Annotated in this window: 26 protein-coding genes; 10 read left to right on the top strand and 16 right to left on the bottom strand. The window is 66.6% G+C overall.

The window, feature by feature from the left end; translation table 11 throughout:
• Positions 1–2 precede the first annotated feature (2 nt).
• The 5 genes from DEJ00_RS17595 to DEJ00_RS17580 form a co-directional block, all read right to left on the bottom strand.
• Entirely contained in the window at positions 3–869 is an 867-nt protein-coding gene (locus DEJ00_RS17595; RefSeq protein WP_375537597.1) for a cation diffusion facilitator family transporter, read from the bottom strand.
• A 203-nt stretch (positions 870–1,072) separates the two neighbouring features.
• Positions 1,073–1,435 (bottom strand): metalloregulator ArsR/SmtB family transcription factor, encoded by a 363-nt coding sequence (locus DEJ00_RS17590; RefSeq protein ID WP_111058245.1) that lies wholly within the window; start codon positions 1,433–1,435, stop codon positions 1,073–1,075.
• 67 nt (positions 1,436–1,502) lie between these two features.
• Positions 1,503–2,114, bottom strand: a complete 612-nt coding sequence (locus tag DEJ00_RS17585) for a hypothetical protein (protein WP_146248009.1) — start codon at positions 2,112–2,114, stop codon at positions 1,503–1,505.
• 528 nt (positions 2,115–2,642) lie between these two features.
• Positions 2,643–3,458 carry a hypothetical protein gene (locus DEJ00_RS18350; RefSeq protein WP_131845101.1) on the bottom strand — a complete coding sequence of 272 codons (816 nt, stop codon included), beginning with the start codon at positions 3,456–3,458 and terminating at the stop codon, positions 2,643–2,645.
• Between the two features lie 155 nt (positions 3,459–3,613).
• Entirely contained in the window at positions 3,614–4,108 is a 495-nt protein-coding gene (locus DEJ00_RS17580; RefSeq protein WP_111022545.1) for an ImmA/IrrE family metallo-endopeptidase, read from the bottom strand.
• A 170-nt stretch (positions 4,109–4,278) separates the two neighbouring features.
• Here DEJ00_RS17580 and DEJ00_RS17575 point away from each other — a divergent pair, with 170 nt between their 5' ends.
• The 4 genes from DEJ00_RS17575 (at position 4,279) to DEJ00_RS18340 (ending at position 6,947) form a co-directional block, all read left to right on the top strand.
• Entirely contained in the window at positions 4,279–4,812 is a 534-nt protein-coding gene (locus tag DEJ00_RS17575; RefSeq protein WP_111022544.1) for a hypothetical protein, read from the top strand.
• Positions 4,813–4,958: 146 nt separating this feature from the next.
• Positions 4,959–5,750, top strand: coding sequence for an adenylate/guanylate cyclase domain-containing protein (locus DEJ00_RS17570; RefSeq protein WP_207896076.1), 792 nt, complete (start codon positions 4,959–4,961; stop codon positions 5,748–5,750).
• 23 nt (positions 5,751–5,773) lie between these two features.
• Positions 5,774–6,346, top strand: coding sequence for a hypothetical protein (locus tag DEJ00_RS18345; protein WP_146246862.1), 573 nt, complete (start codon positions 5,774–5,776; stop codon positions 6,344–6,346).
• A 217-nt stretch (positions 6,347–6,563) separates the two neighbouring features.
• The gene (locus DEJ00_RS18340; RefSeq protein WP_131845099.1) at positions 6,564–6,947 is read left to right on the top strand and encodes a hypothetical protein; all 384 of its coding nucleotides are present in this window, start codon (positions 6,564–6,566) and stop codon (positions 6,945–6,947) included.
• A gap of 574 nt (positions 6,948–7,521) precedes the next feature.
• Here DEJ00_RS18340 and DEJ00_RS17560 read toward each other — a convergent pair.
• From DEJ00_RS17560 to DEJ00_RS17535, 6 genes are all read right to left on the bottom strand, one after another.
• Positions 7,522–9,459: a TniQ family protein gene (locus DEJ00_RS17560; protein WP_111022542.1), complete on the bottom strand. Its 1,938-nt coding sequence runs from the start codon at positions 9,457–9,459 to the stop codon at positions 7,522–7,524.
• The gene (locus DEJ00_RS17555; RefSeq protein ID WP_131845098.1) at positions 9,456–10,553 is read right to left on the bottom strand and encodes an ATP-binding protein; all 1,098 of its coding nucleotides are present in this window, start codon (positions 10,551–10,553) and stop codon (positions 9,456–9,458) included. The genes DEJ00_RS17560 and DEJ00_RS17555 overlap by 4 nt, the downstream gene beginning before the upstream one ends.
• A 20-nt stretch (positions 10,554–10,573) precedes the next feature.
• Entirely contained in the window at positions 10,574–12,739 is a 2,166-nt protein-coding gene (locus DEJ00_RS17550) for a Mu transposase C-terminal domain-containing protein (protein ID WP_131845097.1), read from the bottom strand.
• An 11-nt stretch (positions 12,740–12,750) separates the two neighbouring features.
• The gene (locus DEJ00_RS17540; protein ID WP_111022538.1) at positions 12,751–13,680 is read right to left on the bottom strand and encodes a TnsA-like heteromeric transposase endonuclease subunit; all 930 of its coding nucleotides are present in this window, start codon (positions 13,678–13,680) and stop codon (positions 12,751–12,753) included.
• 206 nt (positions 13,681–13,886) lie between these two features.
• Complete coding sequence (locus tag DEJ00_RS18335; protein ID WP_131845096.1) at positions 13,887–14,141, bottom strand: hypothetical protein; 255 nt, start codon at positions 14,139–14,141, stop codon at positions 13,887–13,889.
• A gap of 267 nt (positions 14,142–14,408) precedes the next feature.
• Entirely contained in the window at positions 14,409–15,440 is a 1,032-nt protein-coding gene (locus DEJ00_RS17535) for a hypothetical protein (protein WP_111022537.1), read from the bottom strand.
• Positions 15,441–15,753: 313 nt separating this feature from the next.
• Between DEJ00_RS17535 and DEJ00_RS17530 the strand changes: the two genes are divergently transcribed.
• The 5 genes from DEJ00_RS17530 (at position 15,754) to DEJ00_RS18330 (ending at position 19,713) form a co-directional block, all read left to right on the top strand.
• Positions 15,754–16,674 (top strand): hypothetical protein, encoded by a 921-nt coding sequence (locus tag DEJ00_RS17530; protein WP_146246859.1) that lies wholly within the window; start codon positions 15,754–15,756, stop codon positions 16,672–16,674.
• Positions 16,638–17,237, top strand: a complete 600-nt coding sequence (locus DEJ00_RS17525; protein WP_146246858.1) for a hypothetical protein — start codon at positions 16,638–16,640, stop codon at positions 17,235–17,237. The genes DEJ00_RS17530 and DEJ00_RS17525 overlap by 37 nt, the downstream gene beginning before the upstream one ends.
• A gap of 244 nt (positions 17,238–17,481) precedes the next feature.
• Positions 17,482–18,405, top strand: a complete 924-nt coding sequence (locus DEJ00_RS17520) for a metallophosphoesterase (RefSeq protein WP_165901310.1) — start codon at positions 17,482–17,484, stop codon at positions 18,403–18,405.
• Positions 18,398–19,276, top strand: coding sequence for a type II toxin-antitoxin system prevent-host-death family antitoxin (locus DEJ00_RS17515; protein WP_111058241.1), 879 nt, complete (start codon positions 18,398–18,400; stop codon positions 19,274–19,276). The genes DEJ00_RS17520 and DEJ00_RS17515 overlap by 8 nt, the downstream gene beginning before the upstream one ends.
• Positions 19,273–19,713 (top strand): hypothetical protein, encoded by a 441-nt coding sequence (locus tag DEJ00_RS18330; protein ID WP_131845091.1) that lies wholly within the window; start codon positions 19,273–19,275, stop codon positions 19,711–19,713. The genes DEJ00_RS17515 and DEJ00_RS18330 overlap by 4 nt, the downstream gene beginning before the upstream one ends.
• Positions 19,714–19,923: 210 nt before the next feature.
• On the opposite strand, the gene DEJ00_RS17510 is transcribed toward DEJ00_RS18330, so the two are convergent.
• The 5 genes from DEJ00_RS17510 to DEJ00_RS17490 are packed head-to-tail and all read right to left on the bottom strand — an operon-like array spanning position 19,924 to position 24,977.
• Positions 19,924–20,319, bottom strand: a complete 396-nt coding sequence (locus tag DEJ00_RS17510) for a low molecular weight phosphatase family protein (protein WP_111022532.1) — start codon at positions 20,317–20,319, stop codon at positions 19,924–19,926.
• Between the two features lie 14 nt (positions 20,320–20,333).
• Positions 20,334–21,731, bottom strand: coding sequence for an FAD-dependent oxidoreductase (locus DEJ00_RS17505; protein WP_220038894.1), 1,398 nt, complete (start codon positions 21,729–21,731; stop codon positions 20,334–20,336).
• A gap of 20 nt (positions 21,732–21,751) precedes the next feature.
• Positions 21,752–22,168, bottom strand: coding sequence for an arsenate reductase ArsC (locus DEJ00_RS17500; protein WP_111058240.1), 417 nt, complete (start codon positions 22,166–22,168; stop codon positions 21,752–21,754).
• A 20-nt stretch (positions 22,169–22,188) separates the two neighbouring features.
• Complete coding sequence (locus tag DEJ00_RS17495) at positions 22,189–23,586, bottom strand: arsenic transporter (RefSeq protein WP_111058253.1); 1,398 nt, start codon at positions 23,584–23,586, stop codon at positions 22,189–22,191.
• Positions 23,587–23,591: 5 nt separating this feature from the next.
• Positions 23,592–24,977 (bottom strand): FAD-dependent oxidoreductase, encoded by a 1,386-nt coding sequence (locus DEJ00_RS17490; protein ID WP_111058239.1) that lies wholly within the window; start codon positions 24,975–24,977, stop codon positions 23,592–23,594.
• 116 nt (positions 24,978–25,093) lie between these two features.
• Here DEJ00_RS17490 and DEJ00_RS17485 point away from each other — a divergent pair, with 116 nt between their 5' ends.
• Positions 25,094–25,447 (top strand): metalloregulator ArsR/SmtB family transcription factor, encoded by a 354-nt coding sequence (locus DEJ00_RS17485; protein ID WP_111058238.1) that lies wholly within the window; start codon positions 25,094–25,096, stop codon positions 25,445–25,447.
• Positions 25,448–25,471 lie beyond the last annotated feature (24 nt).

The raw sequence follows: 25,471 nt of genomic DNA, 5'->3' as shown, positions 1-25,471 counted from the left end.
GGTCAGTGTTGGTGTGCGTGGGCGGCGGGGGTGACGGTGAACTCGTCGACGTTGCCCATCGCCTCGTGCACGTGCTCGGTGGCGTGTTCCGCGATGTGCTCGGCGTCGTGCAGGGACGTGGTGGTGACTTCGACGGTGGCGGATCCGGTGAGGCGGTGGCCGACCCAGCGGAGGCGGAGGTTCCGGACGCCCTCGACGCCGGTGGTGTGTTCGAGAGCGTGCCCGGCCTTGCCCAGGAGGGCGGGGTCGATGGCGTCCATGAGGCGGGCTCCGATGGACCTCACGGTCCCCCAGAGCAGGACCATGATCGAGACGGAGATGAGCAGGCCGATGATCGGGTCCGCGATCGGGAACCCGACCATGACGCCGATCGCGCCGAGGACGACCGACAGGGACGTGAACCCGTCGAGGCGGGCGTGGACGCCGTCGGCGACGAGGGCGGCGGAGCCGATTCTCTGGCCGACGCGGATCCGGTAGATCGCGACCGCTTCGTTGCCGGCGAAGCCGATCAGGCCGGCGGCGACGAGTAGCCACGGGTTCTCGATGGGCCGGGGGTTGATGAACCGGTCGATGGCCTGCCAGCCGGCGACGACTGCGGAGAGGGCGACGACGAACACGATGAACATGCCCGCGAGGTCCTCCGCACGGCCGTACCCGTAGGTGTAGCGGCGGTTCGCGACCCTGCGGCCGAGGACGAACGCTATCCACAGCGGCACCGCGGTCAACGCGTCTGCGAAGTTGTGGATCGTGTCCGCGAGTAGCGCGATCGACCCGGTGAACGCGACGATCACCGCCTGCAGCACGGTCGTGGCCAACAGGATGAACAGGCTGATCTTCAAGGCGCGAACGCCCGCGGTGCTGGCCTCCATCGCGTCGTCGATCGAGTCCGCGGAGTCGTGCGTGTGCGGCACGAACAGGTCGTAGAGGAATCCCTTCACCCCGCCGTGCGGATGCGAGTGCCTGTGCTCACCGTGGTCGTGGTCGTGGTCGTGGTCGTGACCGTGACCGTGACCGTGACCGTGACCGTGGGGATGGTCGTGGTCAGGGTGGACCGGCGCGTGGTCGTGGCCGGTCATGCGCTCTCCCTCTCCCCGCGGTGATGCGGTGCCGCGCCGACGACGTGCTCGGCCTGCTTCACGGCATCGATCACCAGTTCCGACGCGTGCTCGTCAGTCAGCCGGTAGTAGACGGTGGTCCCCTCACGGCGGGTCGACACCATCCGTGCCAGACGGAGCTTGGCAAGGTGCTGCGAGACGCCCGCAGCGCTCTTGTCGACGACCTCGGCCAGCCGGTTCACGGACAGCTCCTCAGCGCTACGCAGCGCGAGGATGATCTTCACCCGGGTGGCATCCGCGAGCATCGCGAACACTTCCACCGCGAGTTCGACGTACTCGGATTCCGGACTCAATCCGCAGGGCTGCTTGTCTACGTGCACACGCAGATATTACACAAGCATCGGGCCGACCGGAGAGTCTCGATAGCCGATCGGCTACCGAGACGCCTCAGTCGTCGTCGTCGTCGTCAACAGAAATCCATTCGACGGATCCGTCCCAGACTCCGGTGACGTGCCCAAAGAGAAGAGGACGCCACATGTTCGTTCGGCCGAGGAGGTAGCCCCGCGCAGCTTGCAGACGCCAGGTGGCCGACACGATCTGCTCAACCAGCTCGACGGCATGATGGAGGGAGACCACCTCAGCGGCCGGCGCGCCACCCTTCTTGTCGCGCGCGAGCCTCATTCGCAGCCGTTGGTCGTCGCCTTTCGATCCGACAACTGTCGGATAAGAATCGTCGTCTGCTGCGATCTTGTCGACGAGCATGTCGTGGACGTACCGGTTCCGCTCGTTCCAGGCATGGTCAGCCTCGCCCAGAACAGCCGCGACCGCAGCTCGAGTGGTGTCGTCTGCGATGGCGGGAAGAAGCTCCCGGCAGTCGGTGATGCTCTTGTTCCACGGCGGGGCCGCCTCCAGCGCGGCGTCCGGCTCCGCCTGGCCGCGCATGATTGCCAGCAGTGCTCGCAGCCGCGCATCCATGCTCACGGACTCAACGACAATCTTGCCGACGACATAGACCCACCGATTAGGAGCGGAGAGTCGGGGCAGGCCTTCGAGATTCACCTGGACAGACTTGCACGTCGCCGCGGTGTCGGCGCTCGTTCGTACCGCCGTCTCGGTAGCCGGTCCTCCAGCGGACCACGGGTACTCGCGGGCTGCTCCGGACTCCTACGGCCCGGCTCCGGGGCGAACCCGTCTCACATAGGTGGTCCGCGAACTATCTCACCTCCCGCACGCCATACGGACGCCTCGCGACGCACGAAGACTGAGCCGACCCCTGGTCAACGTGGCCCGTCCGTACTGCCAAACATCGTGTCCACGTCCGTCTTTCAGACACGTTGCGTGGCAGTCGGACAAGTTAGCTGGCGGACGACAACACCTGCTGTGCACGCAGGCGCAAAGTGTCGCCGTAGAGAGGCTCGGTTACGCGGCTGCGCATCTAATCTGTCGCCGCAGTTGCGTGCGCAAAGTGTCGCTCCGCCACGAACGGCACCGTCACGGGGACCGACGGCGTCCCAGGGCAGGGTTTTATAGCCACCGGTCCCGCTGCCGACCGGTGGCACACCATCTCGCCAGTGTTCGTCGCGCCGATCAGTCGGTTGGTAGATCGTCGTCGACGGCCGAGCCTTGGCCCGCAGGGGGCGGCGGCGTTTCCGCGCCTGTGGTGTCGTTCTCCATCTGGCTCTTCAGAATGTCTTCTGGCCGCCTCGTGAACGCAGGGTTTTCTGACCCTGGCAGGTACAGCGCAGACGGCCAGCCAGGCGTCGCACTGCACGCTTCGCACAACGCAGCGACTTCACTGGGCCCACCTGACCCGGGTAGGAGAGCGCGTTCAGCTGCGTGGACCTTGTCGACATACTCTCGATCAATGGCCAACAACGGGTAGGGACGACCGTCCCAGACGCCCTTCAGCACTTTCCGTCCGAGCAAGCTCATCGGGAGCGTCTCCGTGTCACCTGTCAGTTTCTGGTGCTCGGCGATTGCCCAAGCAACCTCAACGCTGACCGTGAAGTGTCGCGCGGTTGACTCCGAGAGCACCCGGAAACCGGTGTCCACCGAAGGGCCCAAGTAGTCGAACAGATGCGTATTTGGGTTGTAGTTGTCACGCGCTGCTTCATTTAGCGCCACCGTACTGGCTTGGGACTGTGAGGTGCTTGCTGAGGGATCCAATTCGATGAATACGTGCGAATCAGGCCCAGGGAATGTGCCAATGAAAGCGCCTCCGTGGGTCTGCATGCGGTCAGTCTTCGACGTCGCTTTCTCGTACCGCTCCATGGCTTCGAGCCAGACTGCAACAGCGTCTGCAACTGCCTTCTCGTCGCGCACCACGCTGGTAAAAATCATTTCGTCCCCGACAACCTTCCAGAGCTGGAACTCCGGATCGGGTAGGCTGCCTTCTTCTGACACGGCGCCTACGAGGCGGGGAAGCTCTCGATAGAATTCGAGAAACTGGCGACCCCACCCGCCTTCTCGGTCCTCCCGCTGCTTGAACGCGGTAGACCCAACAAGGTCACAGGAGACGAACAGAAGGGATAGGTCGCCCTGGTCCCACGTGGGCCTTCTCACTGCAGTCGAAGAACCTCGGCCTGCACGCGAGCGGCCGCCGGGGAAACGCCGAAACGATCTGCGAGTCGACGCTCGCTTCCGCCGAGTTCGGTCCACGCCTCGACAAATGTGTCTCTAGGCATGAGCAGCGACGCCGCAAACACGTTCGCCTGGGTCTCTCTATGATTCCGGGCACCGCGAGCAAACCGCTCTTCCGCGTCAAGACCCGGCAACCGGTAGTGAAGAAAGTAGTGCCCTAACTCGTGCGCCATAGTGAATTTATCCCGCCACGACGATGTGAACGGCGACAATCGAATTTCGAAGTTTCCCGGCCCGGTCACGATTAGGCCCTCGCGGTCGTCTTCGTTGTAGGTAACGCGGCCACCAAGTTCGCCTACAAGCCTGAGGACATCAGTGGATCCATCCTCGTTGACGACGTTGTGTACTTGCGCGATACGCTCCGCGTACTGCCGGATGCCGGTGTACGACAGCTCATCTGCAGACTGGACCATGATGCCTCCTCTCGGGCTGGGGCTGCTGGACGTATCTTGATAGTAGTGGTAGGAGCCGACAAAACGGTCCGAGCGAGTCGACTAAATATGGCCCGGCTCATGCCCACAGCGAACGGCGGCGGCGCTCGCGCAACCGGCGGCGCGCAGTGCGACCGTCGTAGACTGCCTGCATGTTCAAGCGCCAACCGGTTGAGTCAGCGGACGAGAAGCAGGCGTTCGAGTACGCCAAGCTTGCCGTCAGCGAGACCGGCGCGTGGATCAAGAACGCAGACACCAAGGCCACGATCCTCGCCGCGGGCCTTGGTGCGACCGCGACGGTAACTGCGAGCCGTGCTGCGCCGACTTGGGCGCTGATCGCGGGATCAAACCAGGTGTTGTCGATCGCGGCCGTCATCGCTGTGTCGGTGTTCGTCGTTGGCGCCGTGGGCACGGTGTGGTGTGCAGTACGAACCCTCATCCCTCGCACCAACGTGTCGGGCGGCCGCAACCCGTTTGCCTGGCCGAGCGTGGCGAGCAGCTTTGTGGTCGATGACTCTGAGTTTCAGAAGGCGTCGGCGAAGCAGGCGTGGAATCAGGTCCACGCATTGGCCCTGATCGCGAAGGCCAAGTACGAGGCGTTCGCACTTGCACTGCGATGGTTCATCCTCACAGTGATCGGAGCTGGCGTACTCGTGGCGCTCGCTTCGACCGTCCCGCCCAATTAGGGCTACCGCGCGCAAGTAGTGCTTGAGCCGCCCCTCCCGGCTTGCCGACAGCGCACCCCGTACGTCCCCACTTACGCCGACATGTCGGGGTACGCTTGACCTGTCGGTGGTTCAGGTCATGATGATCGGGACGAAGGGGGATCCCGATGCCAGCAGCGAAGTCCGCGTTCACCGAGCGAGTACTCAGTGCCTATGACGGTCGGAAGACTCTCCGCGCGTCAGCGTCGGAGTCGTTCGCCGAGAACGAGGCTCAGACTTCTCTGCCGCCGTCGCTGCAACACCTCCGCCTGGGTGAGCAGGCCAGCCACGATGTGGCGAGTGTCTTCATAGACCTCCGCGAGTTCACGGCCCGGTCGTTCTGGGACGAACCGGCTGAAGTCGCCAATCTCGCGGACGCGGTCCTGTCGGGGGTCGCGATGATCGTCGAGGAAATGGGCGGGTGGGTAGTCGGCCTGCGAGGAGATGGCCTGTACGCGATGTTCGGCATCGATCCGTTCATCAGTGAGCAGATCGCGGTCCTCACCGCTGCGACAGCTTGCGCGCGAGCGTTGAGCGAGGTTCGTGAGAATCTGAATCCGTGGTTGGAACTGCGCGGCATCGAGCGAGTGCGGGTCCGTGCCGGCGCGGACTTCGGCACCGTCGCGTTCATCCGGAGTGGGACCGTCCACGCTAGCGAAGTGAACCCAGTCGGGTTCTCCGCGAACTTTGCCTCGAAGTGTGAGAAGTACGCGCTCGCTTGGGAAGTCGTAGTCGGCGACCGGTTCGCCCGCTCGCTTGGTGACGCTGTCGAGCATCACGCTGAGTCCCCGAAGTACTACACCCGTCACGGTGAGACGAAGTACTACCACTTCCACGACTTCGCCTGGCGGCGGCTGGTTCCGGCGCTTCCGGGGTTTGCCGAAGACATCCGCGCCGTTTTAAGCGACGCCGGCCGCTGACCGTACGAGAGATCGGATCGACGATGACCCTGCTTCAAGCCCTTCATGCACTCGGCTACGACTCTCCTCGTTGGGTGTCACCGTCGGGACGAGTGGTGTTCACCGATCCGGGTGACGCCGGATCCTCTATCACGAAGCACTCGTTCCACGGCGGTGCAGACGTCCTCGAGCATCCCAGCACTCGGGACTGGTGGACTAACGGGGGAGAACTCGCCCGGGACGTCGAAGCTATGGCATCGGCATTTCCGAGCTTCCGCATCGCAACTGAAGCCGATCGACCGCCAGTGTGGGAAGGCACGATCGACACCGGCTATGGCTTGTTCGAGATCCGGATCGAGCACCGCTTCGACCATGGTCTCCCGCGCATCATCCCCATCAAGCCCTCCCGCCGTGGCGCGAGCCGAGGTGGGAGGTTCATGCGCTCTCCGCACCTGTTCGACAGCGGAACCCTCTGCGTGGCGGAGCCGTCCGACTGGGACCCCGCCAGGGACACGTCGGCCACCGTCGTGGCATGGGCCGCGCACTGGCACGCCTGTTACGTGATGTGGTTCATCAGCGGAATCTGGCCCAGCGACGGCGTCACCGAGAACGAGTGATCGGCAGCGCCTGATGGTCGTGCTCCGCCAACCGTCAGACATCTGACACCTCTCTAATGCTGCCACCGAACTGCGTGCCCGGTGCAGTCCGGCCCGAGTCGACGCTTGCGCCGCGGGAAGCTGGCCGCCCGCCCCCCTGGGAGTCTCTCCGACAGTCATCGCTCGGTAGGGACGTGCAGGCAGCCTTCTCGCGCCAACAATGTGGCAAGCTTACGGGATGAGCGAGATTTCCTCACCGAAACCAAGATGCCCCGAGTCAGATGTTGATCACGCGGCCGCAGAGGCGCCGTTCTGGGCCTCCAGGGCGCCCTGGGTGAGTATTGCAATACTGTTGTCGTCAATCATCATGCTCATCGGCGCAGTACACGCGGGAAACGTGTCATTCGGTGTCGGAGGCTCGCCAAAAACCGGGGTCGCGACCTTCATCCTCGCTGCAGGTGCGCTCACATTACTCGGCGCCGTAGCCCGGGTGGTCGCGCACATGATGCGCACGAGTGCTCTGACGGATTCCATCGATCTCTGTGGCAAGTGGTTCGCACTCGCGGCCGCACTGTGGCTATTTCTGATCGGCTTCATGGTCCTAGGGACAAAACTGGGCTGATGCCCCCGGCGACGACGCACCCCGGGCTATCGATTCTGCTGGATTCGCGCCGGGAAGCAATTAACCCGCTCACGAGCACGTCGAGCGGGGCACACATCGTCAACAATCGCTACAGCGGCTGCAGCGACTCAGGCCCGGTAGGCCAAGGCGTCCATCCCTGCACCTAAGGCTGCTCAGGGCGGCCCGTTCCTGCCGCGTGGCTCCCCGCGGGTGAGATCCGTCCGGCCAGGACCGCGAGGGCGACCTCGGCGACCGGGCAGTTGGTTCCGCCGTGCGATGTCACGCAGCAGGTATGGGGGTCACGGCGGGGTCCACGAGGTCTCGGGCGCAGCTCGGGGCGGGCCAACCTTGACAGGACCGGCGCGGTCGTCCTTACGCTGGTGGGGACATTGGCGAAGCCGGACCGCGTGCTCTCCCGCGCGTTCGAGATCGATCCCGACGCGCGCCGTTCTCAGATGGGCGTCGTTGGTCGATGCTGATGGTCGCTGCTAACCTGCCGCGACCTTGACGCCGGTGATCAGCACCAAATGCGTCTTCCATTTGTCGAGACGTGGGGCGCCCAGTCGGACGCTGACTAGCGAGGTTGCGAGCGACTCTTCCCCGTTCGCTCGGTGTTTCTTGGGGGCCGCGACTCGACCGCCCATTCAAGCTGGCGAGGCGACACACCGGCGTGACGTGCGAGGCCCGCTTTCCCGTCCACTGCAGACGACAGGGCTGCGGCTACTCGCGCCGCCGTTGGCGGCCTGACGAAGAGTCCCTCCGGCACCCGGGGCGGAGTCGGCGACCACACCACGGGCTCGTTCACGCCATGGCCGAGGAGAAAGGACCGCAGATAGAGGTCCAGATGCTGTTGCAGCTCTTCGGTGATGCGGAGCCGGAAGGACGCATACTCATGGCCATCGGCTCGATTCCGCGGGCTCGCCAAGGCCGTCGGCGCGTTGTCGAGCGTGGTGCCGGTGAGGCGCTGGAAAGCGTACCGGCGCGCGTGGATGAGGCGGCGTGCTCCACCGATCCGCACACCAGATGCGTTCGCGATCGCTACCCAATCGCTCATCGGGAGGAGGCCCTCGAAGGGCAACTGGACGCGTCGACGGTAATCGACGGGGCACCCTTCATCGTCAAGCTGCCGGGAGACTATGCCGACAGCTTGTAGCAGCGCGTCGGTCTGTCGCGGTGTCCCGAGCATGGTCGGGCGCAACGCTCGTTTGAGAGCGGTGTCGTTGGCGACTTCGGCAGCGCTCCCGGAGCCGGTTAACCGGATCGCGACACTCAACCCGCGCTGAAGAGCCGGCCCGGTCACCGCGCCGCCGACGTCGAGCCGTTCCGCGATCTCTGGCCAGCACAGATCCGGGACTCCGCTGAGCCTTCGTGCAGCGATGTACGGTCCGGGCACGGTCGTAGCGAGGGCGGTGGTGTCGTGGAGAACCCGCTGGCCGACACCGAAGTCCTGGTCGAGCGCTCGGAGCACGTGACGGCGAAGCGTCGGTGGCGCGCCGGGCCAGCGCGCGAGCAGCTCCCGCACGCTTCCGGGGCCGTGTCCGGCGCCGCGGGGGACGTGAGAAGGCGCGCGGCTGAACGTCACCGTGCGGATGATCGGGGCGGCGGCCTCGGGTGGCATCTGTGTCAGATGGAACGCGGCGCCGGTAAGAGCCGCCATGGCAACGGCGTTCGGTGGGGGTGTCGCGCCGGCGTGGGCCTCGCTGTCAAGCATGCCGCTGAGGAGATCCCGTGGCACGCCGGCGAGGTCGGCGACGAGTTCGGGCAGCTGAGCGGCACGGAGGGCGACGGCTGCTGCTTGGAGCGACCGGATCAGATCCCAGGCCGACCCGTCGCGAGTGGAGAGGATGATCGATGCTTGCGCGATCGCGGGCCACGCGGTGGTCGGGAGCAGGGTCTGGTCCCATGTGTCTGAGAGCCGACCACCGCACACGTCTCGGCTGGGTTTGCCGTCTCGATCACGGAGGGGCGTTTGGCAGGTCGAGGGATCGAAGAGCCGTTGGGTTCGGTCGCGTGTTTCGGTGAGCGGTCGCGTGCACTGCGGGCAGCTGTCGAGGAGTACGCGCTCGTGGATCAGGCAGAAGAAGGTCCACGGGCTGCGCCAGGCGAGGTTGAACACGCCGGGGCGCTCGATGAGGCAGTCGGGGCAGTAGCGGGTTCCTGCGCGCCAAGACCACGGACCGCGGGTGGAGATGCTGGTTGTGCCGGAGGCCGTTTGATCGGTGAGGTTGACGAGTTGCCCGTCGAGTGCGCGCATGGTGGCAGCGTCGAGGGCTGCCGGCGAGATACCGGTCGCTTCGGCGATGTTGTCGCGCACTGCGGCGGGCAGTCCGACTGCAAGGCTCCGCACGAGGGCGGGCGGCACGGTCTCGAGGCCGAACGCTCGGAACAGCGCCCACCGGGACGCGCCGAACGTTTCCCAGCTCCACCGCGTGATCGCTGTGTTCAGCCACTCGCCGCGGTGCAAGCGCAGGGTGGGTCCGAGCTTTGTCGGGGCTGTCAGTCCGTAGCTCATCTCGGAGTTTCGGGGAAGTATCCCCCTGCTTCGAACACGGCCATCCGTCCGGCCCGCCCCGCTTCCACCTCCTCCTGCAGCGGTATCAGGTCGAACACCTCTCGCGTCAGCGTTTCAGCTCCGGAGTCCATCGCGCAGACAGTGGCATCGATGACGAGTCTGGCGAGGGCGTTGAGGTATCCGCTCGTGCGCGCCCACAGGTACACACCGTGGTCGTCAGCGAGCCAACCGGGCGCGGTTGGGACGTCGGAGAGCCGGATCCGCGCTTCGAATCCATCGAGGAGGGCGAACCATTCTTCTCGCCCGGCTTCGTCGTCGATGGCCATTCGGTCGATCTCAAGGGGAATCCATCTCCCGCGAGAGTTCCGGGCTCCGGCTTGCAGCTCCGCGGATCCGCTGTTGTGCAGCACCCAGTCGATGTTGTTGCCGCTGAGCACCACTCGGATGCCGAAGTTGCTCATCCATCTGATGATGTTGTGTACGTTCCGTCCGGTGCGTCCAGAGAAGTTGATGTGCTGGATCTCGTCGATGACGATCAGTTCGAGGCCGGATCTTGTCGCGGCTTCCTTGAAAGCGCGCAGGGGCCTCCGGTCGGCGATCCAGCCCAGCTCGGTGCACGCGAGGTCGATCAGCTCGTTGACCGTCATCGGGCCCTCAAGGTGGATGAAGATCGCGGGCCGGAACTGCTCGAGCGAGCTGGCGACGCCGTCCTCGATGTCGATCGAGCGATTGATCGCGAGACGGCAGAGTTCAGCGGCGACGAACATCTTCGCCAGGGTCGTCTTGCCGACACCGGGTTCGCCCGAGAGCACCAGGGTGTCCTGATTGCGGTCCTCCTGATCGACCGACGATTTCGCGGCGACGCGGAGCGTGCTGAGGACGCGCTCGCCAGCGCTGGTGATCAAGGCGGGCATCGAGCGGAGGAACCGGGCGCGGGCGCGGTCATAGCGGACGCGGTCACGTGGAGCCAGAGCGTCGATCTCCTCACGGGAACGTCGCCGCGGGTCGGGGACGTCCAGGGCGAGGATTCTACGGACGTAACCGCGGTCGTGTGGTGTGAGCAACGCCATGGCACCTTCGTCGAACTCGATCAAGGGACTGGGCGTCAACGCGGTCACTCTGCGCCTCCGGGGAGCGTGAAACTTCGCAGAGCACGGCGCGCGGGCCCCGACTTCGTTCCTGTGGTTGGCGTGTCTGCGGCGTTCATCCCCCCTGAGCTGTCAGAACCCGCGAACGGTCGCGTCGTCGAACCGCCGATGGTCTCTGACGGCCGGGCGACGGGCAGCGCCTGCCGGGAAGATGCGGCCCGTTCTGGTGCTTCGAGTACTGGAACGCCAGCCTCCGGGCTGGTGAGCCGCGCGGCCTGGAGCACGACGAGGTCGTCGATGAGGTCGACGTGGCGCATCCGCTCCAGTCGGCCGGGTTCATCGTGGGCGCCGGCCATGACCTCGGCGATTAAACGGTCGATGTCGTTGTTGCTGAGCCGCTTGTCGGCGTACTGCTCGACCACCCAATTCGTGTGCATGATGCCGAATTGTTCGGTGTGTCGGGTGAGGTACTGCCAGTGAAGGATGTGGAGCGTGCCAGCCGAGTCGAAGCAGTAGGCCCGTCGGAGGTCGTACGGGTCGTAGTGGATGCGCAGCTTTCCGGTTCGCATGACATCGGGGTCTCCCCGCAGGGCCTTGAGGTCGCGGCTCTTGTAGTCAAGTCGTGCGGCGCGGATCCGGTTGCCGGTGCGGATGGTGCGAGCCTCGGAGGGTAGCAACTTGATCCACTCGTGCTCCCACGACACATCCGGAACCCACCCCTGCTCCGACAGCAGCAACCCCCACATCATGAAAGGGCTGAGGCGTTCGAAGGGGTCGCCTGGGACGACCAGACCGGTGTGGGTGCGGTGGTTGTAAATGTCGATGCATTGCCGGAGTCGGCGCTCATACTCCAGCGGCGTCATCCGCGCGTCCGCGGCAGGGTCCTCCCCTTGCTCGTAGACCGAACCTCCCGTGAAGCCGGGCATAAGCGCCTCGAACATGTCCTTGATGGTGCGGAACACCCTTTCGATCTGCGCCTTGTCGGTCGGTGTGTACGAACGTTGCGGTTCGTAATGGATGCCCGCCTCGGCCATGATGCCTGTGGTGTACATCGAGACGTAGGGCCGTCCATTGTCCGCGACGGCTCCCTCAGGGTGGAAGGCTTGCGAGTAGAACGGGCTGATCTCGTGGGGGCTTCCAACGCTGATCTGCTGGAGCGAGAAGTCACCGGGCGACGTCCACGTCTCCGCGAGTTCAGCGGTCTTGGGTCGGAGGACGTCAGCGACGCAGAGGCCGATGGCGAACTGTGGTGTGTCGGCCGTGACCGCCAGTCCGACGATCGCGCGGGTCGCGAGGTCGAGGGCGAGCGTGATGTCGAGCCGAGCCTTCCGTTTTGTGCGCGGATCCGTGACCCAGACATTGGATTTCGTGGTGTCGAAGAGCACCAGCTCGCCGACGCGCGTAGCCAGACGTTGCACATCGGAGATCTCGGGGACGTTCGATGCTGACACCCGGTTCTTCGCATTGGCGCCGAGGTCGGGGAACGCCGCCCGGAGCTCCGCGACCCGCTTGCGGAGGGTGGACGAGTGCGGCATGGGCAGGACGAGCTTTTCGAGCAAGCAGAACGCGAGGAAGCCCCGCACGATGGCGGCGTTGCTCACCGACGACTTCAGATTGTGCTTGTCGATGTACGCGCACAGTTCAGTGATCACCGGTTCCGGCGTCCTGTGAGTCGACGGACGCAGCAGCCGCTTGTCGACGAGTCCGCTGCCGTTGCCGTCCCCGTAGCGTTCCCGGAGCCGCTGGAGCCGCCGCATCGCGCTCTTGTGTTTGATCCGGCCGCCGTTCCTCAGCCCGGCAGTCTGCGTCTGAGCGGCGATCTCTGCCGCGACGGCCGTCGCTCGCCGTCCGACGGGACGCTGTTCCGGATCAAGGTACGGCGGAGGTACCGCATGCGGTGGCGCGTCCGCGTGCAATCCGGTGTTCAGCACCCGCAGCAGGTCCTGGTCTCGATGTAATCGGTCGAGTGCGCTCTTGGAGAGCCTCGCTTCGACGTCGTGGAGTTTCGGAGCGTCGGGGGAGGCTCTGCCGCCTCGTGCCGCGGCGGAGACCTCTCCGAACGGGACTTCGCCGAGTCGCTCACCCAACGGCGTCTTGAGCAGCACCGTCGCTCCGAGCCGGGCGATGACGACATCCTCGCCGTCCCACCGCAGTTTCGCTCCGACCCTCAGCGTATGCGTCGACTTAGCCAACGGGGCTCGACCTATGTGCGGTGGACGATGGACCGCGTTGAGAACGGCACGGTCATATCGACCGCGAGTCTGCGTTCCCACAGGAGCCGCCGGACGGCGACAATCGCGACGTTCGCTGGCACCGCTTGTTCGGCGGCCGCGTTCGCGAGCTGTCGGACAGTCATGCCATCACGGTGAGCGGCCAGCAACGTTGGGGCGGTGTGCGTGAACAGCGAGTCGGGGACGAACGCGCCGGCAAAGTTCGCGAGGTTCTCCAACGCCGTGGGGTCCGAGCCGGTCCAGACGACGTGGCGGATTCCTGCCTGAGCCAACAATCGGGACACCGCCGCGTGCCGCTCGATCGTCTCGGGGCGCTCCGCGTCGTCAGGGCGTTTCACGTCGACGACCAGAACAGAACCGTCGGCTCCGATGAGAACGAAGTCCGGCGTGTGCAGTCGAACCGCCGAGTCTGCCGGGAATTCAAGCGTGAAGGGCTGCGCGGCGACGTGGACAGCGCCTGGGTGCCAGTCCGCGATGAGCACGAACTTCGACTCAAGTTGCGACTCACACATCACCAGATCTCGGACGGTCCGGCTGTAAAACGCGATTGGCTTGTTCAGCTGCCGTGGGCGACGGGAGTAGTCCCGGGTGGGGTGGCAGAGCACAAGATCCCGCAGCGTGAGCGACGAAAGTGTGCGCTCGTAGCCGGAGCGGCCATTAGCGGTGAGGAGGATGCGTGCTCCGCGGTCTCCCTCACGTCGCTCCGGGAACACAATCCGCCGCGGCCCTCTCACGGGACGGGACAGGCGCGCGCGCTGCCCCGGTCGCAGCCGGGATGAAGCCCGCAGGTCCTCGAGCGCGTCCCAGAGGTCCGACAACATCCGCGGTTGAGGCTCGGCGAGCCGTGAGCTTGACGGATTCCACTCACGGAACACGGGCTCGTCCCAGCGCGCAGCGATCATCAGGGGCCTCCTCGGTCGTGAATGGCCTCAGAGTCGCACGGCGCGCGGCGTCGCAATGACCGCGGGACGTCCCCCACCGGCTCGTCCACATATACCCGTATGGGGTACCGTTATGGGCCCCTGATGTCGAATCGTTCAACCTATGGCATGCGTTCACGGGACGCCGCCCTATCGAACCGTGACAGACGACTGCGGATCCGGTGGGGCTAATGGCGAAGGTGGTTTCTCGGCGAACGCTCAGCGTCTCGGGACACTCGGGCGGCTTCGAGCCACCGCTCGACCGCGTCCGCCGACTGGCCCACCGCTTCGGCGAGCATTGGCACGGGTACCCCGGTCTCGTGCGCGTAAAGGGCTTCGCGCGCTCGTGCGCCCTCCAGTTCCAAAATCTCCCGGTGCGCGTCGTCGACGTGTCGGGACGTCGCCGCGACCTGCCGCAGGAGGCGTTCTTCGTTCGAGTTCACAGCGGATGCTCCTCGTCCAGCTGGTTGTCATGGCCTCGGACGGCATGACAAAATAACCAGCAGGGATCCCCATCCGCTCCGAAAATGTCAGTGGCGAAGGGAAGACGGGCTAGGTCTTCTCGGTGCGCAGCCGACGTGTTCGGTTCACCAGCAACGCACGACTTCGTTGACGTGCTCGCCGGTCGCGACGGCTCACCTGACGGGGAGCCTCGTCGCGCGTTCTGGCGTGCTGTTCTGGCTTGATCAGGGTAGCGCTGCTTCGTTGCTTCACCCAGCCCCGAACGCCGACATCGCCGCGTGACGCAGGATGGCCACGTGAGCGAACTCTCCTCGCCCTTGCAGTTCGCAGGCCAAGACAATCGGGTCGACAGTCAAGGAACCAGCAGCTCCGGAGGGGCGCCATGAGCGCGCCGTGGCCGCGAGCGTCGGATCCTGGACGACTCGAATCTCCAGCGAGGCGTCGGCGGCGTCGCTGGGTTCGAATTGACTGTTTCCGGGTGGAGCGTTCACCGCGGCCAGCAACACCAAAGCGGGCGAGAGTGGTGTCGGTTCCAGGGAGCGTTCTGGCAGGAGGAGCGCGACGGTCTCACCGGCTCGGTACCGACTCAGTTCCGTGGCCGCGATCGCCGCCTGCTCCAGAAGCCCCAGGCTCGTCCCAGCACGCGGCCGCCAGTACGTACCCCCGCCGTTCGTGTCATGTTGCAGAAGCGCAGCGTGGTGAGCCAGGCATTCCGTCCACACAAGCTCGGGGTCGCCTGCGACGAAGCCGCGGCCAACGCGCTCTACGCCGGGGAGCCCCTGCTCAACCAGGTACTGCCAGGCCGCGGGCTGTGAGACGCCGGCTTCCCTCGCGAGCGTGGTTGGAGTGCGGGGTTCCGCCGTTCTCAGGAGCGCCCGTTGCAACGCCCACCGGCCGCGCGGCAACCGCCCACGCGAAGTCAGCTTTTTCTGGTGGTCCCTGTTGAAGACGACCAAGTCCCGCTGGTCCACGGCCACCGCGGCCACCGCGGAGTCGTAACGGGCTCGCTCCCGAAGGCTCTTGCTGATCCGGGCGGTCACGTAGAGCACGCCCACCGGTTGGCGCAGCTCACCGCCGGCGGACACAACGGGGCGCGCGCGAGCAAGCGCAGCGACTTCCGCGTCGACGCGCGCTGGCGATGGAGGGCGCTGCGAGAAGCGGATCCGGAAGAGCACGCCCTCGCCCCTTCGCCGCACATCCCAGTGCATCGGATCCTGGGGCACAACCGGGATCGCCTCGGCGCGCATCAGACGCAGCACCTCGGCGAGGTCGTCCCACATGGACGAGAACTATAAGCACTGCGGTCAAATGACGCCAACTTATAGCCGCTTGAAAACAGGTTCGCCAGCGTCGTTTCGAGCGCGCCCATCGGCTCCAGTGCCGCTCTCACCAGGTGTTGTGACATATACCAGCCTAGAACGTACTGTTCCGCGGCGTACAAGATCGCGGACGGCGGCCGACGTTTACGGCTGGACGCGACCAGAACGCCTGCGTAACTTCCCTACACGACGACGGTTCGGTGCCGTCGACGCGATCTGGTCTCGCGCCCTCGACGGGGCGCTGTTTCTGCGTGCCCGCAGAGAGGTGGTTAAGGTGAATCTGACACGTATCGAATCGTTTCCGGACCTGACCGTCCTTCCGGGATTCGCTCCCGCTGTCGTGTCCAGGATCGGCCCGACTCCACCTGGCAGCGCGGCCTCGCACTTTCCCGTCCTCGGCTCGTATATCGCTGGCGTATTAGCGGCGGGCAAGTTCTCCACGCCACCTCGCGTGGTCGTCGCGGACCCCGAACGGATCGTTCCGCGTCTGGCCCCGCCGGAGTGGCTCACCGACCTCGCGGCCGACGACCGCGGACCGTTGGCCCTGGTGAACGGCGACGGAGCCGCGGCAGATGCGTGGACGAACATCACACCGTTCCTTCGAGGCGCAGAGGACGGCGTCCGTCTCCTGGTCGCGTCCGCAACGCCGTGCCACGCTCTTGACATCGACCCGATTCCGACCAGCGACGCCGATGTCAGGGCGTGGTTTCCATCCCACGCGGCGAGGAACTGCTTCCTCAACACCGTGGCCTGGCGCGCCTGGTGCACCGTCGCCGATCTACCCGCCCCGAGACCAGCGGTCAATGAGCACTTCGTGCGGCGCGTGAATGAGCTGCTCGCGAACACGGTCCGAGCGACCGGCGTCGACGGCCTCCTCGACGCCGACCAGCTCTCCGCCGAACACCTGATCCACCACGCCGCGCAAGGCCTCGTGACGGTCGGGGCCCGGATCATTTGCTGCGGGGCGGAGAAAGACATCGCCGCGCACGGCCCACTGTTCCGTCGCTACCTCGGCCCGGCGTGGCCGACGCTGCACGACGCCGTCAGCACGATCAGGGTGGACGCCCTCGATGATCTCAAGGCGTGCCGCCCGGCCCTGGACACCCTCGCGGGATGTGTCCAGAAAGTCGTCGCATCGCTCGGTTGGGGGTGGGGGCAATGGAACGGCAAGTCACGACTAGTGCCGCGCCGCTGACCGGCGACGACAGCGATTCCGACCTCGCGGTCGCACAGCTTGCACGCATCCGAACGTTGGTCCGACGTCGACGCCTTCCAGCAAGCGTGATTTACGGAGCGCTCCTTGACGCGCTCGAGGAGCTGACCTTCGATCCCCCGGCCATCACCCGGCCCGCACCACACGACCCGGTCGCACAACGCGTCGCCTTACATGCCCGTGAGGTGCTTCAGACCCTCTCCGTCCCGGAAGCGGCGCGAAGACTCCACACGACCGCCGCGAACATCCACGACGCGATCGAGGACCAACAGCTCGTCGCGCACGTAATTCACGGCGAAGACCGCCTTCAGCGCTGGCAATTCGCCGACACCCCGTTAGGGGTCCTACCGCACACGGCTCAGATCGCGCGCGCGGTGGCCCAGCGACACATCGGCCCACTCGAGCTAGACGACCACATGGCTACGCCACAGACCCATCTCGTCGCCATGGGCGAGCTGACCCCCATCACCTGGCTCGCCCGCTTCCGCCCAGCAGCCGTGATCAAAGGCCTGGAGCGGATACCTTCGGAAGGACGACGTGAATGACTGGACAAGCTTCGAGCCGCACCCATGCCACCGGGGGACGATGCGCCTGGAAGATGACCGAACGACGCAGCGCGCGCCGTCGGCGCCGCAATGCGTGGACGGTGAAGCGGGTAGTGACATCCGGCGGCGCGCCGGCGATCGATCACCCTGGTCCCGCGACGCGCACTGCTGGGGGCGACCGGGTCAGCGACAAGTTCTGCGTTCGCTCCGGTCCGGCCACGCCGACCTCCGCCGAGGACGCGAGATGACGCTCCGTGGCCGCTCGGTGATCTCGCTCACATCGGCCGAGCGCGATGTCTGGCCAACGCCTGACGGGCAACCGGGATCGCAATGGTCGGATCTCTCCGATCGTCGGATCGCGTTGCTCGGTGACGTCGAGAGCCACATCTGGGCGTTGCGACGCCGCTTCCGGCAGATCGCCGACGTCTCACCCGATGTTCGAACGATCGTGCAGCTCGGCGACCTGCGCTATTCCAGTCCGACGCGCGTGGGCAAGAAGGTCTGGCGCCGGGGAGCTGAACTAGTTGCAGAGGTGGACGCGATGTGCCGGGCGACGGGCGTCGATCGCTTCCTCCTCGTTCCCGGCAACCATGACTGGCCGCAACGGCTGGCTCAGGAGTTCTCAGCGCACCCGGAGAGGCCATTCCGCCTGGGTGAACGTGTGTGGACGATGCCTCGAGGGTTTCGGTTCGGCCTGGCCGAAGTCCGATGCATGAGCTTCGGGGGAGCGGCGTCGGTGGCCCGTTCGACGTTCCGCCCTGATTGGCACCCGTCGGAGCTTCCATCCGAGGATGAATACCGTGCTGCCGCGGCCGGCCCGCCGGTCGACGTCCTGTTCACTCACGAAGCGGTGGACGCGGGTGTCCCGAGCGTTGAGGACGCTATCGCGAGCCCAGCGCCCACGGGCACCGAGGCCTTTGAGATGGAGCAGTCTCGCTGGTCCCGATCCTGGACCACCTGGCTCGCTCGTTCCGTCCAAGCCAAGCGCGTCTTCCATGGACACATGCACGTGTACGGCTACGGCCGCCTGTCCGATACGCAGCGTGTGATCAGTCTCGCGCCCAACTACGTCCGCTACGGCGGCGGTGGCCTTCTCGATCTTCGAACCCTGGAGTTCACGCTGATGCCCGACCACTCCGGTTACTCCGACATGGATTTCGATGTCTGAGCCGGGGGCGGCCGACCGCGGCGAGCACCGTCTCGGCGTGGTCGTGGCGTCCCGCTCGGACGCGAACCTTGTTCGTGCTGTCGCACGGAAGCTCGACGTGACGCCCGAGCAGTTCCTCCTCTCGTCGGCGGTGGTCGCGGCGGAGAAGGTCGTCGCCGCTGATATTGCAAACAGGCATTGGCGGCGCAAGGTCACGAGCCGCTGGCTCACCTTTGTCTCGGAACGGCAGCTCCAAGATCGATTCGCGCGTCTGCTCAGGCGGGCACGCCACGGTGAGGAGATCGTCATCGTGCTGCATGGGCGGCCCGTCGCGCGACTCGCAGGACTTGACGGCCAGCTCGCGATTCCTGACCGTCGTACACGCTTGCCCCGACGCACGTCGCATCGTGGTGAAGGACAAGGCGACGAACGCGCCGCACAGCCCGGATTTGACGGCCTGGAGGCCGATTCGGAGCTTGTGCGTGCTCACCAGGCCGTCGCCGACGGCGCACTCGATCGTGCTCACGACGAGACGATGGCGGCGTTGATCGCGCGCTCGCTCAGCGAAGAGGCGACCAGCCGGCTGCTGCGGCAGCCCGTGGACGCGGTCCGACAAGCGGCCCACGTCGGCCGCTTGTACGCCTTCACGATTGGGGGACGAGCGCACTTTCCTCGCTGGCAGTTCCACGGCCCGGCAGTCTTGCCGTGGCTGAACGTCATCGTCGCCGCGGCCGGCGGTCCGGCTGCAGTAGCCATGCTCCAAACGTTCATGACGACGCCGTCCGATCACCTCTTGGCAGACAACCGCGCTCAAACGCCACGCGACTGGCTCCGCTCAGGACGGAGCGTGGCCCCGGTAATCGCACTCCTCGAAGGACGAAAGCACACGTGACCGACGCACCTGATGGGCAGCCGCTGCTTCTCGCCCACACGACCTTCAACGATGCGGTCTTTCCCGTCACCGTCAACGAGCCCCTCAACGGAGCCGCCGTGACTGAAGTCGCCCTCGCGCCAGAGCCGGTGTGGCTTCCAACGATGGGCCTCCCCACGACCGTCGTTCGTGTCACCTTCAGTTGCACACCCCTACGCGCGACCCAACTGCTCGGAGCAAGAATCGAAGTGGACGTCAACGCGGAACTGACTGACGTATTCTCCGGCGCAGACGTCTACCCAAGAAGCCTCGAGACGGTTCAACCGACCTCGGTCGGTCCCGGCACATTGCAGGTCGAGACGCGGCTCCCCATGTCACCATTCGTATTTACATATCCCCGCAAGCTCGGACTCAGTCTGCGCGCGCAAGCGTCCTCAGACCAGGATGATGCGTGGTGACCGGGACATCGGCCGCTGCAGCCTGCGTGCGCTGCGTCCGCTAAACGACCCGGCGTGGACATGATCGTCCCGGTAGGCGGTGATCCACGGGTCCTCTCCGGCTCAGACGAGAGGTCTGGTTCTACCGTCAGTCCCGCATCTAGCAGAGCTGTGAGCAGCTTCGCTCTGTGCCGTGCTTCTGACTTCGCTTCGTGTCGGGTAGTCCGGTCGCTAGGGCTGCAGGAGCTCTCGCTCGATGCGTGCGGCGACGGCGTCCCGCATCGGGCGCACGTCTCCTGGTGACCAGGAGGTGGGGTCGGGGAACGACCACTCCAGGACCGTGCCGCGTGGTTCGGCGGGGAGATCGAGGCCGGGCTTCATGAGGACGACGATGTCCGCGTGCTCGAGCAGGCCAGCCGTCAGTCGCCGGGGCATGCGTCCGGTGATGTCGAGGCCCAGTTCGCCGACGGTCGCGGCGATCGAGGGGTTCACCTCCTCGGCGGGGCTGATGCCGGCGGAGGTGGCGGTGTATCGGTCGGGGGCGGCGAGTTCGAGGAGGGCGGCGCCGAGTTGTGAGCGGCCGGCGTTGTGCTTGCAGATGAATAGGACGGTCGGCTTCGTGGTCATGGATGCAGGTCCGGTCAGTTGGTGCAGCACGAGGTGTTGCCGGCAGCCGAATCAGGCGGAGTGCAGCAGGTCGCGTCCTCAACGTCGGGAGTGGCGGTGGCGGCTGGGGTGGTGCAGCAGGAGGTCCCGCCGATGTCGGTGGAGCAGACGCCGGTTTCGGGGAGGACGAGTTCGACCAGGCGCGCGGCGGTGTGGTCGCCGGCGAGTTCGGCGGCGATGGAGCGGACCTGCTCGTAGCCGGTCAGGAGCAGGAACGTGGGCGCGCGGCCGTAGGACTTCATGCCGGCAATGAAGAAGTTCGGCTCCGGGTGCGCCAACTCGGCGACACCGTGCGGGGCAACGGAGCCGCAGGAGTGCAGGTTCGGGTCGATCAGCGGTGCGAGGGCTCGGGGCGCTTCGACGATGTCGTCAAGGCCGAGCCGGATCTCGCGAAGCATGTCGAGGTCGGGCCGGAACCCGGTCGCGTTCACGATGACATCAACGGTCACCGCGAAGGGCTCTCCGGCACGTCGGCCGGTGACGGTGACCTGGTCGCCGTCGGGTCGGACATCGTCGATCTCGAACGACGCGATCTGCCGCACCTGACCGGACTCGACAAGCCCGTGGACGGTGGAACCGAGCTGCCCGCGGGCGGCCAGCCCATCGGCTGCGTCCGCGCCGAGCCGGGCGGTGCCGGCGTTCCGGACAGCCCACAGCACGTCGGTACCCGGCGCGGTCTTGGCGAGGCTGGCGAGCTTGATGAGGGTGTTCGCCGCGGAGTGGCCGGCACCGACGACGAGGACCCGCTTCCCCGCGAACCGGGCACGGTCGGCACCGAGGACGTCAGGCAGTGCGTGGACGACCCTGTCGCCGAGATCCGCGGCGGGTGCGAGCCCAGCGGCAGTGAGAGGGTTCGGGGACGTGTAGGTGCCGGACGTGTCGACGACCGCACGGGCAGTGACGTCGTGCGCACCGTCGGCGGTGTGGAGGCGGAGCAGGAACGGAGTGTCGGCGCGGCCGGTGGAGCGGGTGCGATCCATGCCCTGCCGTGACACCGCCTCCACGCGGATGCCGTACTGGATCACCGGTGCGAGCTGCGGGGTCGCTGCCAGGGGTGCCAGGTACGTGTCGATGAGGTCGTGGCCGGTGGGCAGGGATGATGCCCGGGGTGCTTCCCAGCCGGTGGCTTCGAGGAGACGCCGCGCGGCAGGGTCGATGACGTACTGCCACGGGGAGAACAGCCGCGTGTGTCCCCAGGCGCGGACGCTCGTCCCCACGGTCGGCCCAGCTTCGTAGACGACGACGGGGAGGCCGCGCTCGAGGAGGTGCGCGGCGGCGGCGAGGCCGACGGGGCCGGCGCCGATGACGGCAACGGGGAGTCCGGTGAGGCGGTCCGCGTCGGTCCGGGGTGGGACGGTGAGGGTGAGCGTCATGATCTGCGGCTTCCTGGTCGTTACGCGGTTGCGTTGGTGGGCAGCAGCTCGGCGAGGAGCGTCTGGACGCGGTGTTTGATGTCGTCGCGGATGGGGCGGACGTCCTCGATGCCGCGGCCGGCGGGGTCGGTGAGGTCCCAGTCCTCGTAGCGCTTGCCGGGGAAGATCGGGCAGGCGTCGCCGCAGCCCATGGTGATGACGGCGTCGGAGTCGCGGACGGCGTCGGTGGTGAGGATCTTCGGCTGGTTGCCGGCGATGTCGATGCCGTCTTCGGCCATTGCCTGGATCGCGATCGGGTTGATCTGGTCCTTCGGCGCGCTGCCGGCGGAGAGGACCTCGACGCGGTCGCCGCCGAGGGCTTGGGCGTAGCCGGCGGCCATCTGGGAGCGTCCGGCGTTGTGGACGCAGACGAACAGGATCGTGGGCTTGTCACTCATGGGTGTGTGTCTTTCCGGGTTCAGTGGATGAGGGTGAGCCAGCCGGCGAGGGCGGCGAGGGTGATGGCGAGGACGGGGATGGTGAGGACGATGCCGGTGCGGAAGTACTGCCCCCACCCGATGTGGATGCCCTTCTTCTCCAGCACGTGCAACCAGAGCAGGGTCGCCAGGGAGCCGATGGGGGTGATCTTCGGGCCGAGGTCGGAGCCGATGACGTTGGCGTAGACCATCACCTCGTGCGTGAGCCCGGTCGCGCCGGCGCCGCCGATGGCGAGGGCGGCGATGAGGACGGTGGGCATGTTGTTCATCAGGGACGCGAGGATCGCGATGGTGAACCCGACGCCGAGCGCGGTGACGAGGACCCCGTGGTCACCGAACACGTCGAACAGCGTCGCGAGGTGGTCGGTGAGGCCCTGGTTCTGGAGGCCGTAGACGACGAGGTACATGCCGATGGAGAACAGCACGATCTGCCACGGCGCCTCCCGGATCGTCTTCCACACCGGAATCACCCGACCCGACGGCGCGCTCTTTCCTGCATCACCGGCGCTGACGGTGTCAGTACCGCCGGTGGTGACGAGGACCGGCGCAGCCGTAGTGCGGGCGAAGAGGAACGCGGGCTGCCGGGCGGCGACGAGGACGATGATGACGGCACCCACCCCGGCGACGGCGGCGAGTGGGACGCCGAGCGGGTCGGCGGCGAAGTAGCCGACCAGCAGCAGTGCCAGGACGACCCAGCCGGTGCGGAACGTCGCCCGGTCCGTGACCGCCGCGGCAGGGCTGGTGAGGGCGAGGACGTCGTACCGCTTCGGGATGCTCTTGCCGAAGTAGAGCAGCAGCATGCCGAGCGAGGCGAGGACGGAGACGATGCCGACGGGGATCATGACGGCGGCGTACTCGGCGAAGCCGAGGTGGAAGTAGTCGGCGGAGACGATGTTGACCAGGTTCGACACCACCAGCGGCAGACTGCCGGTGTCGGCGATGAAGCCGGTGGCGAGGATGAACCCGAGCGCAGCCTTCTGCGGCATGTTCAGTGCGCGGAGCATGCCGACGACGATCGGGGTGAGGATCAGTGCGGCCCCGTCGTTGGCGAACACCGCGGCGATGACGGCGCCGAGGCCGACGATCAGGACGAACAGCAGCCGTCCGTTGCCGCGGCCCCAGCGGGCGACGTGGAGGGCTGCCCACTCGAAGAACCCGGCCTCGTCGAGGATCAACGAGATCAGCACCACGGCGACGAAGGTCAGGGTCGCGTTCCAGACGATCCCGACGACGGTCGGGATGTCGGAGAGGCCGACGACGGTGGTGGCGAGGGCGATGACGGCGCCGATGAGTGCGGTGTAGCCGATCGGGAACCCCTTGGGCTGCCAGATCACCACCACGAGCGTCGCGACGAAGATCGCCGCCGCGAGCACAGCCATCACCATCAGGCGCTCACCCCGGCCTGGGTCGCTGCGGCGGCGGCGCGTTCCCAGCCCTGCGCGGCGACCTGCACGGCGTCCCACGGGGACCCGAGCGGCGGCGTGTAGCTGAGGTCGAGATCGATCACGTCATCCACGGTCAGTTCCGCGTGGAGGGCGGTGGCGAACGTGTCGATGCGCTTGCTGATCTCCGCGGTGCGCTGCCCGACGATCTGCGCGCCGAGGAGCTGACCGGTGGTCTGGTCGCCGGTGACGCTGATCGTCAGCGGGACGGCGCCCGGGTAGTACCGCTTGTGGTCATCCGCCACCGTCACCCGCGTCAGCGGCGACACCTCCAGCGGGGCGGTCTCGTGCTGGCGGAGGCCGGTACGGGCAGCGACCAGGTCGAACACCTTCACCACCTGCGTCCCCACGGAACCGGCGAAGACCTTCGAGCCGCCGAGCATGTTCTCCCCGGCGACACGGCCCTGCTTGTGCGCCGTCGTCCCGAGCGGCAACCACGTCGTGTCGAGGAGACGATGGTGCGTCACGACGCAATCACCGGCAGCCCACACGTGCGGCACCCCGGTCCGCATGCTCGCGTCGACGACGATCGCGCCGGCCTGCCCGAGCTGTGCGCCGGCGGCAACGGCGAGGTCCGTGACCGGACGGACACCGACGCAGACCACGACGAGCGCGAACGTGCCCTCCGCATCACCAGACGTCGAGCTGGTGGCGACGCGCCACTGCCCACCTGCCGGGGTGATCCCGGTGACGGTCGACCCGGTCAGGACGGCCGCGCCGTGGCGGCGGACCTCGGCGGTGACGAGGGAGCCAAGTTCCGGGTCGAGGGTGGAGAGCACTTCCGGGCCGCGCTGGATCAGCGTCGTGTCGAACCCACGGGCGACGAGCCCTTCGGTCATCTCCAGGCCGATGTACCCGGCACCGACGACCGCGACCCGGCTCCCCGCCGGCAGCAGCTCGAGGGCAGCGACGACCTGCTCGGCGTCGGTCATGGAGTGCAGCAGGTGGATGCCCGGCTCACCGAACGGCACCCCCGCGGGGCGCACCGGCTCAGCACCGGTCCCGATCAGCAGCTGGTCGTAGGAGATCTCCTCCTCGCCGGCGGGGCCGGTGACGGTGAGACGGCAGCGGTCGACGTCGACGGCGGAGGCCCAGGTGGAGGAGCGGACGGTCATGCCGGCAGCTTCGAGGTCGGTGCGGGTGCGGTGCGCGAGGGACGCTTCCGTGGCGACGTCGCCGGACACCCAGTACGGGATGCCGCAGATGGAGAAGTTCGGGAACTCGTCCGCGAGCACCACCGTCACGTCGGTGGTCGGGTCGAGTTCGCGGGCGCGGAGTGCTGCGGCGATGCCGGCGTCGCTGCCGCCGACGGCGAGGAGGTGAGTCATCAGGCTGGTCCTTCACGGATCGAGCGGGAGCCGAGAGCCGGCAGCTACATCGAAGCACGTCGATATCGATGTGCGCAAATATAGACGCGTGTCGAAGTCCGTGGGAGGATGAGGTCATGACGATCGAGCTGCTTCCCATTCAGGACGTCACCGCGTGCTGCTCGCCCGTCACGACCGAGGCGATGGACCAGGCATCCGCCGAGGTCCTCGCGAAGTCGCTGAAGGCGATCGCCGACCCGGCCCGCTTGCGGCTGATCTCGATGGTCGCAGCGCACGACGGGTCCGAGGCATGCGTGTGTGACCTGCAGGAACCGCTCGGCCTGTCCCAGCCGACCGTGTCCCACCATTTGAAGGTCCTCGTCGACGCCGGGATCCTCCACCGTGAGAAGCGCGGCACCTGGGCGTACTTCTCCCTCGTTCCCGGCGCGCTCGACACCCTCGCCAGCCTCATCACCACGCCAGCCCGATAGTCACGATTTCCACGGCCCCCGAAA

The organism is Curtobacterium sp. MCLR17_039 (assembly GCF_003234745.1).
Classification (GTDB): domain Bacteria; phylum Actinomycetota; class Actinomycetes; order Actinomycetales; family Microbacteriaceae; genus Curtobacterium; species Curtobacterium flaccumfaciens.
The sequence above is the reverse complement of the archived record's forward strand: the minus strand, read 5'-3'. Positions and strand labels throughout refer to the sequence as shown.

Coding starts and splice junctions, on each gene's coding strand:
- DEJ00_RS17500 (WP_111058240.1), bottom strand. CDS start 22,168: ATGAGTGACAAGCCCACGATCCTGTTCGTCTGCGTCCACAACGCCGGA.
- DEJ00_RS17580 (WP_111022545.1), bottom strand. CDS start 4,108: ATGGTCCAGTCTGCAGATGAGCTGTCGTACACCGGCATCCGGCAGTAC.
- DEJ00_RS17505 (WP_220038894.1), bottom strand. CDS start 21,731: ATGACGCTCACCCTCACCGTCCCACCCCGGACCGACGCGGACCGCCTC.
- DEJ00_RS17485 (WP_111058238.1), top strand. CDS start 25,094: ATGACGATCGAGCTGCTTCCCATTCAGGACGTCACCGCGTGCTGCTCG.
- DEJ00_RS17490 (WP_111058239.1), bottom strand. CDS start 24,977: ATGACTCACCTCCTCGCCGTCGGCGGCAGCGACGCCGGCATCGCCGCA.
- DEJ00_RS17520 (WP_165901310.1), top strand. CDS start 17,482: ATGACGCTCCGTGGCCGCTCGGTGATCTCGCTCACATCGGCCGAGCGC.
- DEJ00_RS17540 (WP_111022538.1), bottom strand. CDS start 13,680: ATGATCGCTGCGCGCTGGGACGAGCCCGTGTTCCGTGAGTGGAATCCG.
- DEJ00_RS17570 (WP_207896076.1), top strand. CDS start 4,959: ATGCCAGCAGCGAAGTCCGCGTTCACCGAGCGAGTACTCAGTGCCTAT.
- DEJ00_RS18345 (WP_146246862.1), top strand. CDS start 5,774: ATGACCCTGCTTCAAGCCCTTCATGCACTCGGCTACGACTCTCCTCGT.
- DEJ00_RS17535 (WP_111022537.1), bottom strand. CDS start 15,440: ATGTGGGACGACCTCGCCGAGGTGCTGCGTCTGATGCGCGCCGAGGCG.
- DEJ00_RS17510 (WP_111022532.1), bottom strand. CDS start 20,319: ATGACCACGAAGCCGACCGTCCTATTCATCTGCAAGCACAACGCCGGC.
- DEJ00_RS17575 (WP_111022544.1), top strand. CDS start 4,279: ATGTTCAAGCGCCAACCGGTTGAGTCAGCGGACGAGAAGCAGGCGTTC.
- DEJ00_RS17515 (WP_111058241.1), top strand. CDS start 18,398: ATGTCTGAGCCGGGGGCGGCCGACCGCGGCGAGCACCGTCTCGGCGTG.
- DEJ00_RS17595 (WP_375537597.1), bottom strand. CDS start 869: ATGGAGGCCAGCACCGCGGGCGTTCGCGCCTTGAAGATCAGCCTGTTC.
- DEJ00_RS17525 (WP_146246858.1), top strand. CDS start 16,638: ATGGAACGGCAAGTCACGACTAGTGCCGCGCCGCTGACCGGCGACGAC.
- DEJ00_RS17560 (WP_111022542.1), bottom strand. CDS start 9,459: ATGAGCTACGGACTGACAGCCCCGACAAAGCTCGGACCCACCCTGCGC.
- DEJ00_RS18340 (WP_131845099.1), top strand. CDS start 6,564: ATGAGCGAGATTTCCTCACCGAAACCAAGATGCCCCGAGTCAGATGTT.
- DEJ00_RS17495 (WP_111058253.1), bottom strand. CDS start 23,586: ATGGCTGTGCTCGCGGCGGCGATCTTCGTCGCGACGCTCGTGGTGGTG.